The following is a 17,262-nucleotide window of genomic DNA, read 5'->3' as shown; positions in this document are numbered from 1 at the left end:
TGCGGAGCCGATGGGGGGACCCGCATCCGGTGTCCTGCCCACGTTGACGTACGGCCAGGCGAAAGGGTTGCCCGGCGCCGGCTAACGGGTGGATCACGGACGGGTGACCCCGGCCGGCCGGACCACCGGGCGGCCCGCCCGCCGCCCGCTCGCGGCACCGGTGTCCGCCGGGCGGCCGTCGGCCCCGGCGGACTCCTTGCGCCTACCCCTCGCTCTCGCCCCGAATCACGGCCAGCACACCGTCGAGCTCGTCGGCCTTCACGAGCACGTCGCGCGCCTTGGACCCCTCGCTGGGCCCGACGATGTTCCGCGACTCCATCAGGTCCATCAGCCGGCCGGCCTTGGCGAAGCCGACGCGCAGCTTGCGCTGGAGCATGGACGTCGACCCGAACTGCGTGGAGACCACCAGCTCGGCCGCCTGGCACAGCAGGTCGAGGTCGTCGCCGATGTCCTCGTCGATCTCCTTCTTCTGCTTGGTGCCGACGACGACGTCGTCCCGGAACACCGGCGTCATCTGGTCCTTGCAGTGCTGGACGACCACCCCGACCTCGGCCTCGGTGACGAAGGCGCCCTGCAGCCGGGTCGGCTTGCTCGCCCCCATCGGCAGGAACAGCCCGTCGCCCTTGCCGATCAGCTTCTCGGCGCCGGGCTGGTCGAGGATGACCCGGCTGTCGGCGAGCGAGGAGGTGGCGAAGGCCAGCCGGGACGGCACGTTCGCCTTGATCAGACCGGTGACGACGTCCACCGAGGGCCGCTGGGTGGCGAGCACCAGGTGGATGCCGGCCGCGCGCGCGAGCTGCGTGATGCGCACGATCGCGTCCTCCACGTCGCGCGGCGCGACCATCATCAGGTCGGCCAGCTCGTCCACGATCACCAGCAGGTACGGGTACGGCTGCAGCTCGCGCTCGCTGCCCTCCGGGGACTTCACCTTGCCGCTGCGCACGGCCGCGTTGAAGTCGTCGATGTGCCGGAAGCCGTAGGCGGCCAGGTCGTCGTAGCGCAGGTCCATCTCGCGCACGACCCACTGGAGCGCCTCGGCGGCCCGCTTGGGGTTGGTGATGATCGGCGTGATCAGGTGCGGGATGCCCTCGTACGCGGTCAGCTCGACGCGCTTGGGGTCGACCAGGACCATGCGGACGTCCTCCGGGGTCGCCCGCATCATGATCGAGGTGATCAGGCAGTTGATGCAGGACGACTTGCCGGAGCCGGTGGCACCGGCCACCAGGATGTGCGGCATCTTCGCGATGTTGGCCATCACATAGCCGCCCTCGACGTCCTTGCCGAGCGCGACGAGCATCGGGTGGTCGTCCTCGGCCGCGGCCGCCAGGCGCAGCACGTCACCGAGGTTGACCATCTCCCGGTCGGTGTTGGGGATCTCGATGCCGACCGCCGACTTGCCGGGGATCGGGCTGATGATCCGCACGTCCGGGCTGGCGACGGCGTAGGCGATGTTCTTGGCCAGCGCGGTGATCCGCTCGACCTTCACGGCCGGGCCGAGTTCGACCTCGTAGCGGGTGACCGTCGGGCCGCGGGTGAAGCCGGTGACGCGCGCGTCGACCTTGAACTCGGTGAAGACGGTGGTCAGCGCGTGCACTATGGCGTCGTTCGCGGCGCTGCGCGCCTTGCCGGGGCCGCCCCGCTCCAGCAGGTCCAGGGACGGCCGGGCGTAGGTGATGTCGCCGGAGAGCTGGAGCTGTTCGGCGCGCGGCGGCAGGTCGTGGGTCTGGGCGGGCGGGGCCTTGGTGAGGTCGGGGACCCCGGCGGGCGGCTTGCCGGCCGCCGGGCGCGCGGGGGCGCCCGCTCCGGTGGGGCCCGCCGTGGCACCGCTCGGCGCCGGCTCGCCCGGGGGGCGCGCGGCGGGCGCGTCCTGCTCGGGGCGGGCGGCCGGGACCGGGGTGGGCGTGGGGGTGGGGGTCTCGGCGCGGTCGCCGACGGTGACGCCCTGGGTGAGGTCGGCCACCACCGGGGAGGGCGGCATGCCGTGCAGGACGGCGCCGTCGAGCGCGGCGGCGGCAGCGGCGGCCACGTCCACCGCGTCCATCTGCCGTTCCATGTCGGGCTGCGGCACGGCGGAGCGCCGGGGCCGGCCGCGCCGCTTGGCGAGCGCCTCCTGCTCGGCGCTCTCGGGGTCGTAGCCCTGGTCCTGGGGGGCGCTGCGGCGCTTGCGGGGGCGCGCGGGCAGGGCCTCGCGCCACTGCTCGTCGTAGCGCGCGTCGTCCTCGCTGTACTCGCCGTACTCGCCGTACCCGGCGTCCTCGTAGTCCTCCGGGTCGGGCAGCAGGCCCAGCTTCACGCCGAGCAGCCGCAGCCGCTGCGGGATGGCGTTGACGGGGGTGGCGGTGACGACCAGCAGTCCGAACACGGTCAGCAGTACCAGCAGCGGGACGGCCAGCACCTCGCCCATGGCGTACGTCAGCGGGGTCGCCGCGCCCCAGCCGATGAGACCTCCGGCGTCCCTTATCGCCTGCATGCCCTCGCTGCGGGCGGGCGAGCCGCAGGCGATGTGCACCTGGCCGAGCACGCCGAGGACGAGCGCCGACAGGCCGATCACGATCCGGCCGTTGGCCTCGGGTTTCTCCGGGTGCCGGATGAAGCGGACGGCGATGATCCCGACGAGGATCGGCACCAGCAGGTCGAGCCGCCCGAAGGCGCCGGTGACCAGGATCTCGACCAGGTCGCCCACGGGACCGCGCAGATCGGCCCAGGTGCCGGCGGCGACGATCAGCGCGACGGCGAGCAGCAGCAGGGCGATGCCGTCCTTGCGGTGCGCGGGGTCGAGGTTCTTCGCGCCCTGCCCTATGCCGCGGAAGACGGCGCCGACGGCGTGCGCGAGGCCGAGCCAGAGGGCGCGTACGACGCGGAGCACGCCCCCGGTGGGGTTCGGCGCCGGCCGGGGCGCGGGCCTGGCCGCGGCGGCTTTCCTGGCGGGTGCCTTCTTCGCGGGAGCCTTCTTGGCCGGGGCTTTTTTGGCGGCGGCCTTCTTCGCCGGAGCCTTCGCGGAAGCGGCCGCCTTCTTCGCGGGCGGCTTGTTGGCTGCGGAGGGACGTGAGGCCATAGGGGCGAGATTACCGCCGGAGGCGGCGCCGGACACGTGTGCCCTCTGCTTCACCCGTTCGTGTCGTGGCTGTCGTTGCGGCAGTTGACCAGGGCTCACATGCCGTACGGCCACGCCCCGGACGCCCGGTGGGCGCTCCCCCCGGCTCCGCCCGGCGGCCCCAACGCGCCGCCGGTGGCCGTCAGTTCTGCGACGGGAGCGAGGAGGCGCTGCCCGTGCCCGGCTCCAGCGCGTCCAGTGCGCGGCGCAGACCGGTGAGCTTGCGCTCCAGATGGGCCGCGGTCGCCACCGCCGCGGCGTCCGCCGAGTCGTCGTCGAGCTGCTTGGACAGCGCCTCCGCCTGCTCCTCGACCGCGGCCAGGCGCGCGGACAGCTCGGCGAGCAGTCCGGCCGCCTCCTTGCCCTCGCCGACGGCGCCCCGGCCGCCGCCCTCCAGCTGGAGCCGCAGCAGCGCCGCCTGCTCCTTCAGCTGGCAGTTCTTCATGTACAGATCGACGAAGACGGAGACCTTGGCGCGCAGCACCCACGGGTCGAACGGCTTGGAGATGTAGTCCACCGCGCCCGCCGCGTAGCCGCGGAAGGTGTGGTGCGGTCCGTGGTTGATCGCGGTGAGGAAGATGATCGGGATGTCCCGGGTCCGCTCCCGCCGCTTGATGTGCGCGGCCGTCTCGAAACCGTCCATGCCCGGCATCTGGACGTCCAGCAGAATGACCGCGAAGTCGTCCGTGAGCAGCGCTTTGAGCGCTTCCTCCCCGGACGATGCCCGCACCAGCGTCTGATCGAGCGCGGAGAGGATGGCCTCCAGCGCCAGCAGATTCTCCGGCCGGTCATCGACCAGGAGGATCTTGGCCTTCTGCACCATGGCCCGCCCTCCTCGCCCCGGCTTGGGGCCGCCCCTGTCCGCAGGAATCGGGGCAGCACCGGTGAGTGCCGCCCCAGGGGACGACTTCCTTGCGCCGCCCGTCCTTGTGCCGGTCATCGTAGCCGCACCCCGCCTGTCACCACACCCTGTCACCGCGATGTCACAGTGCACGCAGCGGAAACGCGACGCGAGACCAGAAGGTTCCCCGAATCCCGTGTCTCTACACGGCATCGGGGACCCCGAACCGACAACTCCCGGCTGTCCGGGAAAGTTCCCGGAACCGGGACCCGGATCACCGCGGGCCCCGCAACCGTGTCACTCCTCGCCCATCCAGTGCCGCATCACGCCCAGCAGATGATCGGGATCGACCGGTTTGGTCACATAGTCGGAGGCGCCCGACTCGATCGCCTTCTCCCGGTCGCCCTTCATGGCCTTCGCGGTCAGCGCGATGATCGGCAGCCCCGCGAACTGCGGCATCCTGCGGATCGCCGTGGTCGTCGCGTACCCGTCCATCTCCGGCATCATGATGTCCATCAGCACCACCGCCACGTCGTCGTGCTGCTCCAGGACCTCGATGCCCTCCCGGCCGTTCTCGGCGTACAGCACCGACAGACCGTGCTGCTCCAGGACGCTGGTCAGCGCGAAGACGTTGCGGATGTCGTCGTCGACGATGAGCACCTTCTCGCCGCCGAACCGCACGTCCCGGTTCTGCTGCGGCGTCCCGGACGGCTCCGCGATCTGCGGCGACCACTGCTCCGGCCCGTCCTCGGGCCCCTGCTGCCCGGCGGCGGGCAGCGCCCTGCGGCGGCGCCGGAACAGCGCGGCGGCGCCGTTCTGCGTCTCCTGGTACGACTTCACCTCGGCCGGTGTCTCGACCTGGGCCGCCGACAGCTCGGAGGCGTGCGACACGCCGGGCAGCTCGGTCAGCTGCGGCTCGCCGGCCTCCACCAGGTCGTCGGTGTCCAGGGCGGACACCGGCTGCTGGTAGCCGTGCGGCGGCAGGTCCCCCGGGTGCAGCGGCAGATAGAGCGTGAACGTGGAGCCGCGGCCGGGCTCACTCTGGGCGTGGATCTCGCCGCCCAGCAGCTGCGCGATCTCCCGCGAGATGGACAGCCCCAGGCCCGTACCGCCGTACTTGCGGCTGGTGGTGCCGTCGGCCTGCTTGAACGCCTCGAAGATCACACCCATCTTGCTGGCCGCGATGCCGATACCGGTGTCGGTCACCGAGAACGCGATCATCTCCATGTCCGGATCGGACAGCGAGCCGACCTCCAGCAGCTGTTCCCGGATCGCCTGCGGCACATCACCGCGCGCGGGCCGGATGACCAGCTCGACGGAGCCCGAGTCGGTGAACTTCACCGCGTTGGACAGCAGATTGCGCAGCACCTGGAGGAGCCGCTGCTCGTCGGTGTGCAGCGTGGCCGGCAGCTCCGGCGACACCCGCACCGACAGGTCAAGGCCCTTCTCCGCGGTCAGCGGCCGGAAGGTGGCCTCCACGTAGTCGATCAGCTCGACGAGGGCGATGCGCGTCGGGGAGACATCCATCTTGCCCGCCTCGACCTTCGCCAGGTCCAGGATGTCGTTGATCAGCTGGAGCAGGTCCGAGCCCGCGCCGTGGATCGTCTCGGCGAACTCCACCTGCTTCGGGGAGAGGTTGCCCTCCGCGTTGTCGGCGAGCAGCTTGGCCAGGATCAGCAGCGAGTTCAGCGGCGTACGCAGCTCGTGCGACATGTTGGCCAGGAACTCGCTGCGGTAGCGCATGGACACCGCGAGCTGCTCGGCGCGCTCCTCCAGGACCTGCCGGGCCTCCTCGATCTCGGAGTTCTTCGCCTCGATGTCGCGGTTCTGCTGGGCCAGCAGCTCGGCCTTCTCCTCCAGTTCGGCGTTGGACGCCTGGAGCGCCTTCTGCCGCTGCTCCAGCTCCTCGGAGCGCAGGCGCAGTTGCTCGGTCAGCTCCTGGGACTGCTTGAGCAGCTGCTCGGTCTTGGTGTTGACGGAGATGGTGTTGACGCTGGTCGCGATCATCTCCGCGATCTGGTTGAGGAAGTCCTTCTGGATGTGCGTGAACGGCGTGAACGACGCCAGCTCGATCACGCCCAGCACCTTGCCCTCGAACAGCACCGGCAGCACGATCACCTGCGCGGGCGGCGCCTCGCCGAGCCCGGAGGAGATCTTCAGATAGCCGCTGGGCGCCCGCTCCACCAGGATCGTGCGCTTCTCCTCGGCGGCCGTCCCGATCAGCGCCTCACCGGGCCGGAACGAGGTCGGCATGGAGCCCATTGAGTAGCCGTAGGAGCCGAGCATCCGCAGCTCGTAGGCGTCCTCCTGGTCACCGCCGAGGTCCTTGTCGTCGGCGAGCGGCATGGCGACGAAGAAGGCGCCGTGCTGCGCGGAGACCACCGGCGTCAGCTCGCTCATGATCAGCGAGGCCACGTCCACCAGGTCGCGGCGGCCCTGCATCAGCGCGGAGATCCGGGCCAGATTGCCCTTGAGCCAGTCCTGTTCCTTGTTGGCGATCGTGGTGTCGCGCAGATTGGCGATCATCTTGTTGATCGAGTCCTGGACCTCCTGGATCTCCCCGGAGGCGTCCACGTCGATCTTCAGGTTGAGGTCGCCGCGGGTCACGGCGGTCGCCACGCGCGCGATGGCCCGCACCTGCCGGGTCAGGTTCCCGGCCATCTCGTTCACCGACTCGGTCAGGTCCCGCCAGGTGCCGTCGACGTCCCGCACCCGCGCCTGGCCGCCGAGCTGCCCCTCGGTGCCCACCTCGCGGGCCACGCGCGAGACCTCCTCGGCGAAGCTGGACAGCTGGTCGACCATCGTGTTGATGGTCGTCTTCAGCTCCAGGATCTCCCCGCGCGCGTCGATGTCGATCTTCTTGGTGAGATCGCCCTTGGCGATGGCCGTGGTCACCATGGCGATGTTGCGCACCTGACCGGTCAGGTTGGACGCCATCTGGTTCACCGACTCGGTGAGGTCCTTCCAGGTCCCCGCCACACCCGGCACGTACGCCTGCCCGCCCAGGATGCCGTCGGTGCCCACCTCGCGGGCCACCTTGGTCACCTGGTCGGCGAAGGAACTCAGCGTCTTCACCATGGTGTTGAAGGTGTCGGCGAGCTGCGCGACCTCGCCGCGCGCCTCGATCGTCACCGTCCGCGTCAGATCGCCGTTGGCGACCGCCGCCGCGACCTGGGAGATGTTGCGCACCTGCATGGTCAGGTTGTTGGCCATCAGGTTGACGTTGTCGCTGAGGTCCTTCCAGATGCCGACGACGCCCCGCACGTGCGCCTGACCGCCGAGGATGCCTTCCGTGCCCACCTCGCGGGCGACCCGCGTGACCTGCTCGGCGAAGGACGACAGCTGGTCGACCATCGTGTTCACCGTGGTGACGAGTTCGAGGATCTCTCCCTTGGCGTCGACGGTGATCTTCTTCGACAGGTCGCCCTTGGCGACGGCGGTGGTGACCTCGGCGATGTTGCGGACCTGGATGGTCAGGTTGTTCGCCATGAAGTTCACCGACTGGGTGAGGTCCTTCCAGGTACCGGCCACGCCCTGCACCTCGGCCTGGCCGCCCAGGATGCCCTCCGTGCCCACCTCGCGGGCCACCCGGGTGACCTCCTGGGCGAACGAGGAGAGCTGGTCCACCATGGTGTTCAGGGTGTTCTTGAGCTCCTGGATCTCCCCGCGGGCGTCCACGGTGATCTTCTGGGAGAGGTCGCCCCGGGCCACGGCGGTGGCGACCTGCGCGATGTTGCGCACCTGCGAGGTCAGATTGCCCGCCATGCCGTTCACGGAGTCGGTCAGGTCCCGCCACACACCGGCGACGCCGGGCACCTGCGCCTGGCCGCCGAGCCGCCCCTCGGTGCCCACCTCGCGCGCCACCTTGGTCACCTGGTCGGCGAAGGCGGAGAGCTGGTCGACCATCGTGTTGATGGTGTTCTTCAGCTCCAGGATCTCGCCGCGCGCGTCCACGTCGATCTTCTGCGAGAGATCACCGCGGGCCACCGCCGTCGTCACCTGGGCGATGTTGCGCACCTGGCCCGTCAGGTTGGACGCCATGGAGTTGACGGAGTCCGTCAGCTCCTTCCACGTGCCCGACACACCGTCCACCCGCGCCTGGCCGCCCAGACGCCCCTCGGTGCCCACGTCACGGGCCATCCGGGTCACCTGGTCGGCGAACGAGGACAGCTGGTCCACCATCGTGTTCACGGTGTTCTTCAGCTGGAGCATCTCACCGGAGACGTCCACGGTGACCTTCTGGGAGAGGTCGCCGTTGGCCACCGCCGTCGTCACCTGCGCGATGTTGCGCACCTGGCCGGTGAGGTTGCGGAACGCGGTGTTGACGGAGTCCGTCAGGTCCTTCCAGGTGCCCGCCGCGCCCGGCACCTGCGCCTGGCCGCCCAGCTCGCCCTCGACGCCGATCTCCCGCGCGACCCGGGTGACCTCGGCGCCGAACGCCGACAGCTGGTCGACCATCGTGTTGACGGTGTTCTTCAGCTCCAGCATCTCGCCGGCCACGTCCACGGTGACCTTCTGCGACAGGTCACCACTGGCCACCGCCGTCGTCACCGCGGCGATGTCCCGCACCTGCGTGGTCAGGTTCCGGAACACCGTGTTGACGGAGTCCGTCAGGTCCTTCCACGTCCCGGCCACGCCCGGCACGATCGCCTGCCCGCCGAGCCTGCCCTCCGCGCCGACCTCGTTGGCCACCCGGGTGACCTCGTCCGCGAAGATCCGCAGCGTCTCGGTCATCTGGTTGATCGTCTCGGCAAGCCGCGCGACCTCGCCGCGCGCCGGAACGGTCACCTTCTGCGACAGATCGCCGTTGGCCACCGCGGTGGTGACCTGCGCGATCCCGCGCACCTGGGCCGTCAGGTTCCCGGCCATCAGGTTCACCGAGTCGGTGAGCTCCTTCCAGGTGCCGTCGACACCCGGCACATGCGCCTGGCCGCCCAGGATGCCGTCCGTGCCCACCTCACGGGCGACCCGCGTCACCTCCGAGGAGAACGCGGACAGCTGGTCCACCATCGTGTTGACGGTGTTCTTCAGCTCCAGCATCTCCCCGGCCACGTCCACCGTGACCTTCCGCGACAGATCGCCCTTGGCCACCGCCGTGGTCACCAGCGCGATGTCCCGCACCTGCGCCGTCAGCCGGGACGCCATGGTGTTCACCGAGTCCGTGAGGTCCTTCCAGGAACCCGACAGACCGCGCACCCGCGCCTGACCGCCCAGCTTGCCCTCGGTGCCCACCTCGCTGGCCACGCGCGTGACCTCGTCGGTGAACGCGGACAACTGGTCGACCAGGTTGTTGACGGTCCGGCCCACCTTCAGGAACTCGCCCCGCAGCGGATGCCCGGCCCCCTCCGGAGCCTGCGTGCGCAGCTCCATCCGGGGCGACAGATCCCCCTCGGCGACCGCCGACAGCACCCGGCCGACCTCGGAGACCGGCCGTACGAGATCATCGACCAGCGCGTTGGAGTTCTCGATCGCGGCGACCCAGGAGCCCTCGCAGGCGCCCGTCTCCAGCCGCTCCGTGAGCTTTCCCTCACGTCCCACCACGCGCCGTACCCGCGACAGCTCACCGGTCAGGTGCAGATTGCGGTCGGCCACCTCGTTGAAGACCGCGGCGATCTCCGACATCACGCCGTCCCCGGACACCGTGAGGCGCTTGCGGAAGTTCCCGTCCCGCATCCCCACCAGCGCGGCCAGCAGCCGGTTCAGGGCGGCCGTGTCGACCGTCGTCGTCGCGCCCCTCGGCGTGCGCCGACTGCTCAGGGACTGCCCGGACTGACCGCCTTTCGCGCGCGTCTTCGTGCCCCGCGTCGCTGCGCCAGACTCCACTGTGTCCCTCCCGCAGGGGTCGACCGTCACTGCTGTGCTCCGGATACTGCTGCCGGTCCTGCCGATCCGATGACGCCGCCCCGGTACGACTGGTCCGTCGTCCCGGCCCGTGCCCTCGTCACTACCTCGCCGCTTCCGCCCCGGTACGACCGGGCCGCACCCGGGGTCACAGCCCCACCAGGGGTTGCTGCCCCGCATACGGGGACCGCACTCGGCCCGTCCGCACCGTCAACAGAAGCCTGCCCAGTGTTTCACCCCTGCGGAACCAGGCCATAACAGTTCGGCAGCTTCGCACACCGTCCGCACACCCTCCGGGCGAAAACACTGGTGACCGGCATCCGCACGGACGGCGAAGGTAAGTAACCTTGCATGCGGCTGTCCAGCCACGGTCCGTCCGGCCTGGACGGTGGCAGGGAGACAAGCGGGCATCGGAGGGCATCCGCACACATGACCACCGGAGTGATCCCCGGGGGACAGCCCCCGGAGCCACGGCCGACGGGGCCGAACGCTCACCAGCTGCCGGAGCAGCGGGGCGAACCGGGCGGCCGCGGGGGCCGAGATGCCGACGACCGGACGAGGAGTTCTGTGATCACCGCGCGCGCGGCCGCCAGCTTCGAGCCACTGGGGCGATCGGTCGCGACCGCCCGCTCCTTCGTCCGCGACACCCTGCAAGGGTGGGGCTTCGGCGACATCGTCGACGACGCCGTGGTCCTCACCAGCGAGCTGGTCACCAACGCCGTCGTGCACGCCGGCACCGCGGCGGACGTCCTGTGCCTGCGCAGCGACCACGGGGTGCGCATCGAGGTCTCCGACCGCTACCCCGAGCGCGAGGTCCCGCTGCAGAGCGCGGCCGTCTCCATGGGCAGCCCCGACCGCGAGGGCGGACGCGGGCTCCAGCTGTGCGCGGCCCTCGCCGGCCGCTGGGGCGTGGAGTACACGCCCACCCACAAGAACGTCTGGTTCCGCCTCGACCTGCCCGAACGCCCGGTCGGCACCCGCACCGCCGGACCCTCCCTGCCCGCCGAGATGCTCCCGCTCGCCGACGGCCGGGTCCGCGTCGCCGTCGTCCAGATCGACCGCGGCGGCGCCATCACCGCCTGGAACGACGACGCCGAGGAACTCTTCGGCTACTCCGCCGAACAGGTGACCGGCAAGCCCCTCACCGACCTCGCGGCCTGGCCGCACACGCCCGGCACCGGCACCGGCATCGCCGAGGCGCTGCGCCTGTCCCGCTGGGAGGGCAGCTACGGCATCCGCGGCGCCCACGGCCGGGTCATCCCGGTCTACGCCTCCCATCTGCGCGTCCGCGACACCGGCGGCGAACCCTCGACGGTCTGCCTGCTCGTCCGCGACCACGAGCGCGCCGTGCTCCAGACCCCGGTCCGCGCCGCCTCCTCCGGCGACACCAAGTCCGGCTCGGCGGACGGCAGCGGCACCGACCCCTTCGAGGTCTTCATCGGCTCCCCAGCCCCCGACGACCTCGACGGCCTCCTCCAGCGCACGGTGGAACGCGCCCGCGACATGCTCGACGGCGACGCCGCCTTCCTGCTCCTGGCGACCGACGACGAGACGGAACTGGAGGTCCGCGCCTCCACCGGCCTGCCCTCCGCCCGCCAGCGCTTCGCCCGCGTCCCCGTCGAGGCCGGCCCCGGCCGCTACGGCTCGGCCCGGATGCCCGCCGTCCACGAGGACCTGACCGCCGCCCCCGGCGCCGTGCCCCTGCTCGGCGGTACGGGCATGCGCTCCGTCGTCACGGTCCCGCTGAAGGTCGAGGGCCGCCTCACCGGATCCCTCGGCGTCGCCGCAGAGGCGTCCGGCAGATACTCCAACGAGGAGGCGCTGCGCCTCCAGTTCGCCGCCGACCGCATCGCCCTGGCCGTCGAATCGGCCCGCCTCGGCGAGCTGGAACGGCTGCGCCGCGGCTCGCTGAGCTTCCTCGTCGAGGCGTCCGACCTGCTGGCCGGCACCCTGGACCGCGACCAGACCCTCGCCCTGATGGCCCAGATGACGGTCCCCACCCTGGCCACCTGGTGCGCCGTCTATACGATCGCCGACCAGGCGTCCGAGCCCTACCTGTCCTACGTCCTGCACGAGGACGAGGAACTCATCGACGGCATCAAGTCCCTGCTGTCGAAGATCGCCCCACCCGACCCGGTGCCGACCCCCGGCGCCCGCGTCTGGTCCGCGCCCGGCGAGGCGGCCCACCAGGCGGCCCTGCGCACCTCCATGCGCAGCCTCAGCCTGGGCGACTCGCACCACCGCATCGGTACGACCATCGGCCCGACCCTCGCCACCGCCGCGGCGGTCGGCGGCGAGACGGTCGTCCTGCCCCTGGTCGCCCGCAACCGCGTCATCGGCATGCTGACCCTCGGCAAGCCCACCGACGAGCACTTCCGCCAGGAGATCCTCGAACTGGCCGAGGACCTCAGCCGCCGCGCCGCGCTCGCCCTGGACAACGCCCGCCTCTACTCCGAGCGCACCGCCATCAGCCAGTCCCTCCAGCGCAGCCTGCTGCCGCCGGGCCTGCCCCAGATCGACGGCGTGGAGGTCGACGTCATCTACCGCGCGGCCGGTGAGGGCAACGAGGTCGGCGGCGACTTCTACGACCTCTTCCCCATCCGCGACGGCGCCTACGGCTTCGCCATCGGCGACGTCTGCGGCACGGGCCCGGAGGCGGCGGCCGTCACCGGCCTCGCCCGGCACGCCCTGCGGCTGCTGGCCCGCGAGGGCTACGGCGGCCCCGCGGTCCTGGAACGCCTGAACTCCGCGATCCTCGACGAGGGCGCCCGCAGCCGCTTCCTCACACTCCTCTACGGCGAGCTGTGGCCCCAGGAGGACGGCAGCGCCCAGCTGAAGGTGGTCTGCGCCGGCCATCCGCTGCCGCTGCGCCTGCGCCAGGACGGCACCGTCGAACCGGCCGCCGAACCGCAGCCGCTGCTCGGCGTCATGGAGGACCTGGAGCTGTACGAGCAGTCGGTCACGCTCGACCCGGGCGATGTCCTGCTCTGCGTCACCGACGGCGTCACCGAACGCCGCGAGGGCACCCGCATGCTGGGCGACGACGGCCTCGCGGACGTCCTCACCACCTGCACGGGACTGACGGCCGGCGCGGTCGCCGCCCGCATCATGCGGGCCGTGGAGCGCTTCGCGTCTGACGCGCCGTCCGACGACATGGCGATCCTGGCCATGCGCGTCCCGGAGGTGCTCAACTCCTGACCCCGGCGGGTCCCCCGCCGGGGGCCCGCGCCCTCCGCCGCTCACCGAAAACCACCGAAAACGCAAAAGACCCCGCCCGAAAGGGCGGGGTCTTTTCTGTCGGAGCCCCCAAACGGAATCGAACCGTTGACCTTCTCCTTACCATGGAGACGCTCTGCCGACTGAGCTATAGGGGCCTGTCACCTTTTCGGGGTTTCCCCCTCGGCAACGGAATAGATCATACCCCGAACACAGCCGTGCTCCCAACCACGACCGGTCCGCCGAGCGCATTGCACGCGGTGACGATCCGCTGCATCTCCCGCCGCGTCAGAGAAGCGTCCACCGGCAGCGCCAGCGTCTCCGCCGCGGCCCGCTCCGTCTCCGGCAGCGACACGCAGCGGCGGAACTCGGGCAGCCGGTGCACGGGCGTCTTCACGGGGACCCGGCAGTCGACTCCCTTGGCGCGTACGGCCCGTGCGAACGCGTCGCGATCCGGCCGGCCGTTCCCCGGTACCCGCACCACGTACTGCTGGTAGGTGTGCCCGTCGCCCCCGTCGGGCGTCCGTACGCCCCGCAGCCGCGCGTCCAGATAGGCGGCTCGCTCCCGGCGCTGTGGCGTCTCCTCGTGCGGCGCCTCGGACTCGCCGTGCTCCAGCACCAGCAGTCCGTGCCGCTGTCCGGCCGCGTGCAGCCGCGCCCGGTCCGCTGACCGCCCGAAGCGGTGCACGACGACCACGGCCGCCGTACGCGCGGTCAGGGCCGTCTCGACCGCCGACGCGTCGAGGCAGTACGTCACGGGGTCTATGTCGGCGAACACCGGCAGCGCACCGGTCTGGACGACCGCTTCCGCGACCTCCACGTTCCCGAACGCCGGCACGACGACCTCGTCACCGACTCCGACGCCGGCGGCCCTGAGCAGTGCAGCAGTACCCATGCCGCGGATGCTGGCCCGGCCATGTGAACGCCAAGTGGCCGGAAACAAAAAAGGGTTGGACCCGGAACCGAAGTTCGGGGTCCAACCCTTTGAATGATTGTTCGGCGGTGTCCTACTCTCCCACAGGGTCCCCCCTGCAGTACCATCGGCGCTGTAAGGCTTAGCTTCCGGGTTCGGAATGTAACCGGGCGTTTCCCTCACGCTATGACCACCGAAACACTATGAAACAATCAACCGCACCATGTGTGGCACATGGGGTTGTTCGTGGTTTCAGAACCAACACAGTGGACGCGAGCAACTGAGGACAAGCCCTCGGCCTATTAGTACCGGTCACCTCCACACGTTACCGTGCTTCCAGATCCGGCCTATCAACCCAGTCGTCTACTGGGAGCCTTACCCCATCAAGTGGGTGGGAGCCCTCATCTCGAAGCAGGCTTCCCGCTTAGATGCTTTCAGCGGTTATCCCTCCCGAACGTAGCCAACCAGCCATGCCCTTGGCAGAACAACTGGCACACCAGAGGTTCGTCCGTCCCGGTCCTCTCGTACTAGGGACAGCCCTTCTCAAGACTCCTACGCGCACAGCGGATAGGGACCGAACTGTCTCACGACGTTCTAAACCCAGCTCGCGTACCGCTTTAATGGGCGAACAGCCCAACCCTTGGGACCGACTCCAGCCCCAGGATGCGACGAGCCGACATCGAGGTGCCAAACCATCCCGTCGATATGGACTCTTGGGGAAGATCAGCCTGTTATCCCCGGGGTACCTTTTATCCGTTGAGCGACGGCGCTTCCACAAGCCACCGCCGGATCACTAGTCCCGACTTTCGTCCCTGCTCGACCCGTCGGTCTCACAGTCAAGCTCCCTTGTGCACTTACACTCAACACCTGATTACCAACCAGGCTGAGGGAACCTTTGGGCGCCTCCGTTACCCTTTAGGAGGCAACCGCCCCAGTTAAACTACCCATCAGACACTGTCCCTGATCCGGATCACGGACCCAGGTTAGACATCCAGCACGACCAGACTGGTATTTCAACGACGACTCCACACACACTGGCGTGCACGCTTCAAAGTCTCCCAGCTATCCTACACAAGCCGAACCGAACACCAATATCAAACTGTAGTAAAGGTCCCGGGGTCTTTCCGTCCTGCTGCGCGAAACGAGCATCTTTACTCGTAGTGCAATTTCACCGGGCCTATGGTTGAGACAGTCGAGAAGTCGTTACGCCATTCGTGCAGGTCGGAACTTACCCGACAAGGAATTTCGCTACCTTAGGATGGTTATAGTTACCACCGCCGTTTACTGGCGCTTAAGTTCTCAGCTTCGCCCCACCGAAATGGAGCTAACCGGTCCCCTTAACGTTCCAGCACCGGGCAGGCGTCAGTCCGTATACATCGCCTTACGGCTTCGCACGGACCTGTGTTTTTAGTAAACAGTCGCTTCTCGCTGGTCTCTGCGGCCACCCCCAGCTCAGACCGTAAAGATCCTCACCAGATGTGGCCCCCCTTCTCCCGAAGTTACGGGGGCATTTTGCCGAGTTCCTTAACCATAGTTCACCCGAACGCCTCGGTATTCTCTACCTGACCACCTGAGTCGGTTTAGGGTACGGGCCGCCATGAAACTCGCTAGAGGCTTTTCTCGACAGCATAGGATCATCCACTTCACCACAATCGGCTCGGCATCAGGTCTCAGACACATGGCATGCGGATTTACCTACACACCGTCCTACACCCTTACCCCGGGACAACCACCGCCCGGGATGGACTACCTTCCTGCGTCACCCCATCACTCACCTACTAACCGCTCGGTTCAGCGGCTCCACCACTCCCCTCAACTCCGAAGAGATCAGGGCGGCTTCACGGCCTTAGCATCACGATGCTCGATGTTTGACGCTTCACAGCGGGTACCGGAATATCAACCGGTTATCCATCGACTACGCCTGTCGGCCTCGCCTTAGGTCCCGACTTACCCTGGGCAGATCAGCTTGACCCAGGAACCCTTAGTCAATCGGCGCACACGTTTCTCACGTGTGAATCGCTACTCATGCCTGCATTCTCACTCGTCAACCGTCCACGACTACCTTCCAGTGCCGCTTCACCCGGCAGACGACGCTCCCCTACCCATCCACACACCCGTTGGGGCTATTGTGTGAATGACACGACTTCGGCGGTACGCTTGAGCCCCGCTACATTGTCGGCGCGGAATCACTAGACCAGTGAGCTATTACGCACTCTTTCAAGGGTGGCTGCTTCTAAGCCAACCTCCTGGTTGTCTCTGCGACTCCACATCCTTTCCCACTTAGCGTACGCTTAGGGGCCTTAGTCGATGCTCTGGGCTGTTTCCCTCTCGACCATGGAGCTTATCCCCCACAGTCTCACTGCCGCGCTCTCACTTACCGGCATTCGGAGTTTGGCTAAGGTCAGTAACCCGGTAGGGCCCATCGCCTATCCAGTGCTCTACCTCCGGCAAGAAACACACGACGCTGCACCTAAATGCATTTCGGGGAGAACCAGCTATCACGGAGTTTGATTGGCCTTTCACCCCTAACCACAGGTCATCCCCCAGGTTTTCAACCCTGGTGGGTTCGGTCCTCCACGAAGTCTTACCTCCGCTTCAACCTGCCCATGGCTAGATCACTCCGCTTCGGGTCTTGAGCGTGCTACTCCACCGCCCTGTTCGGACTCGCTTTCGCTACGGCTACCCCACAACGGGTTAACCTCGCAACACACCGCAAACTCGCAGGCTCATTCTTCAAAAGGCACGCAGTCACGAGAACAAGGCAAGCCTTGTTCCGACGCTCCCACGGCTTGTAGGCACACGGTTTCAGGTACTATTTCACTCCCCTCCCGGGGTACTTTTCACCATTCCCTCACGGTACTATCCGCTATCGGTCACCAGGGAATATTTAGGCTTAGCGGGTGGTCCCGCCAGATTCACACGGGATTTCTCGGGCCCCGTGCTACTTGGGTGTCTCTCAAACGAGCCGCTGATGTTTCGACTACGGGGGTCTTACCCTCTACGCCGGACCTTTCGCATGTCCTTCGCCTACATCAACGGTTTCTCACTCGTCCCACGGCCGGCAGACCGTAGAAGAGAGATCCCACAACCCCGCATACGCAACCCCTGCCGGGTCTCACACGCATACGGTTTGGCCTCATCCGGTTTCGCTCGCCACTACTCCCGGAATCACGGTTGTTTTCTCTTCCTGCGGGTACTGAGATGTTTCACTTCCCCGCGTTCCCTCCACACTGCCTATGTGTTCAGCAGCGGGTGACAGCCCATGACGACTGCCGGGTTTCCCCATTCGGAAACCCCCGGATCAAAGCCTGGTTGACGACTCCCCGGGGACTATCGTGGCCTCCCACGTCCTTCATC

5 protein-coding genes, 1 tRNA gene and 2 rRNA genes (1 of these 8 cut by a window edge) are annotated in these 17,262 nt (G+C 68.5%); 1 reads left to right on the top strand and 7 read right to left on the bottom strand.

Annotated elements, in window-relative coordinates; translation table 11 throughout:
• Positions 1-202: 202 nt before the first annotated feature.
• The 3 genes from A8713_RS23565 to A8713_RS23555 form a co-directional block, all read right to left on the bottom strand.
• On the bottom strand, positions 203-3,055 hold the full coding sequence (locus A8713_RS23565) for a DNA translocase FtsK (protein WP_064535580.1): 2,853 nt from the start codon (positions 3,053-3,055) through the stop codon (positions 203-205).
• A 181-nt stretch (positions 3,056-3,236) separates the two neighbouring features.
• On the bottom strand, positions 3,237-3,917 hold the full coding sequence (locus tag A8713_RS23560) for a response regulator (protein WP_064535579.1): 681 nt from the start codon (positions 3,915-3,917) through the stop codon (positions 3,237-3,239).
• Between the two features lie 315 nt (positions 3,918-4,232).
• Positions 4,233-9,758, bottom strand: coding sequence for a HAMP domain-containing protein (locus A8713_RS23555; RefSeq protein WP_079159091.1), 5,526 nt, complete (start codon positions 9,756-9,758; stop codon positions 4,233-4,235).
• A 447-nt stretch (positions 9,759-10,205) separates the two neighbouring features.
• Between A8713_RS23555 and A8713_RS23550 the strand changes: the two genes are divergently transcribed.
• Positions 10,206-12,974, top strand: a complete 2,769-nt coding sequence (locus A8713_RS23550; RefSeq protein WP_064535577.1) for a SpoIIE family protein phosphatase — start codon at positions 10,206-10,208, stop codon at positions 12,972-12,974.
• Between the two features lie 103 nt (positions 12,975-13,077).
• On the opposite strand, the gene A8713_RS23545 is transcribed toward A8713_RS23550, so the two are convergent.
• From A8713_RS23545 to A8713_RS23530, 4 genes are all read right to left on the bottom strand, one after another.
• A tRNA-Thr gene (locus tag A8713_RS23545) sits at positions 13,078-13,150 on the bottom strand.
• A 41-nt stretch (positions 13,151-13,191) separates the two neighbouring features.
• Entirely contained in the window at positions 13,192-13,887 is a 696-nt protein-coding gene (locus A8713_RS23540; protein ID WP_107440697.1) for a DegT/DnrJ/EryC1/StrS family aminotransferase, read from the bottom strand.
• Between the two features lie 99 nt (positions 13,888-13,986).
• Positions 13,987-14,103: ribosomal RNA gene (gene rrf / locus A8713_RS23535) — 5S ribosomal RNA — on the bottom strand.
• A gap of 84 nt (positions 14,104-14,187) precedes the next feature.
• A 23S ribosomal RNA gene (locus A8713_RS23530) occupies positions 14,188-17,262 on the bottom strand; it runs 47 nt beyond the window's last position.

The sequence above is a fragment of the Streptomyces sp. SAT1 genome, assembly GCF_001654495.1.
Taxonomy (GTDB): domain Bacteria; phylum Actinomycetota; class Actinomycetes; order Streptomycetales; family Streptomycetaceae; genus Streptomyces; species Streptomyces andamanensis.
Note: the sequence above shows the minus strand (reverse complement) of the source record. Positions and strands in the feature narration are given on the sequence as shown.

Coding starts and splice junctions, on each gene's coding strand:
- A8713_RS23550 (WP_064535577.1), top strand. CDS start 10,206: ATGACCACCGGAGTGATCCCCGGGGGACAGCCCCCGGAGCCACGGCCG.
- A8713_RS23565 (WP_064535580.1), bottom strand. CDS start 3,055: ATGGCCTCACGTCCCTCCGCAGCCAACAAGCCGCCCGCGAAGAAGGCG.
- A8713_RS23560 (WP_064535579.1), bottom strand. CDS start 3,917: ATGGTGCAGAAGGCCAAGATCCTCCTGGTCGATGACCGGCCGGAGAAT.
- A8713_RS23540 (WP_107440697.1), bottom strand. CDS start 13,887: ATGGGTACTGCTGCACTGCTCAGGGCCGCCGGCGTCGGAGTCGGTGAC.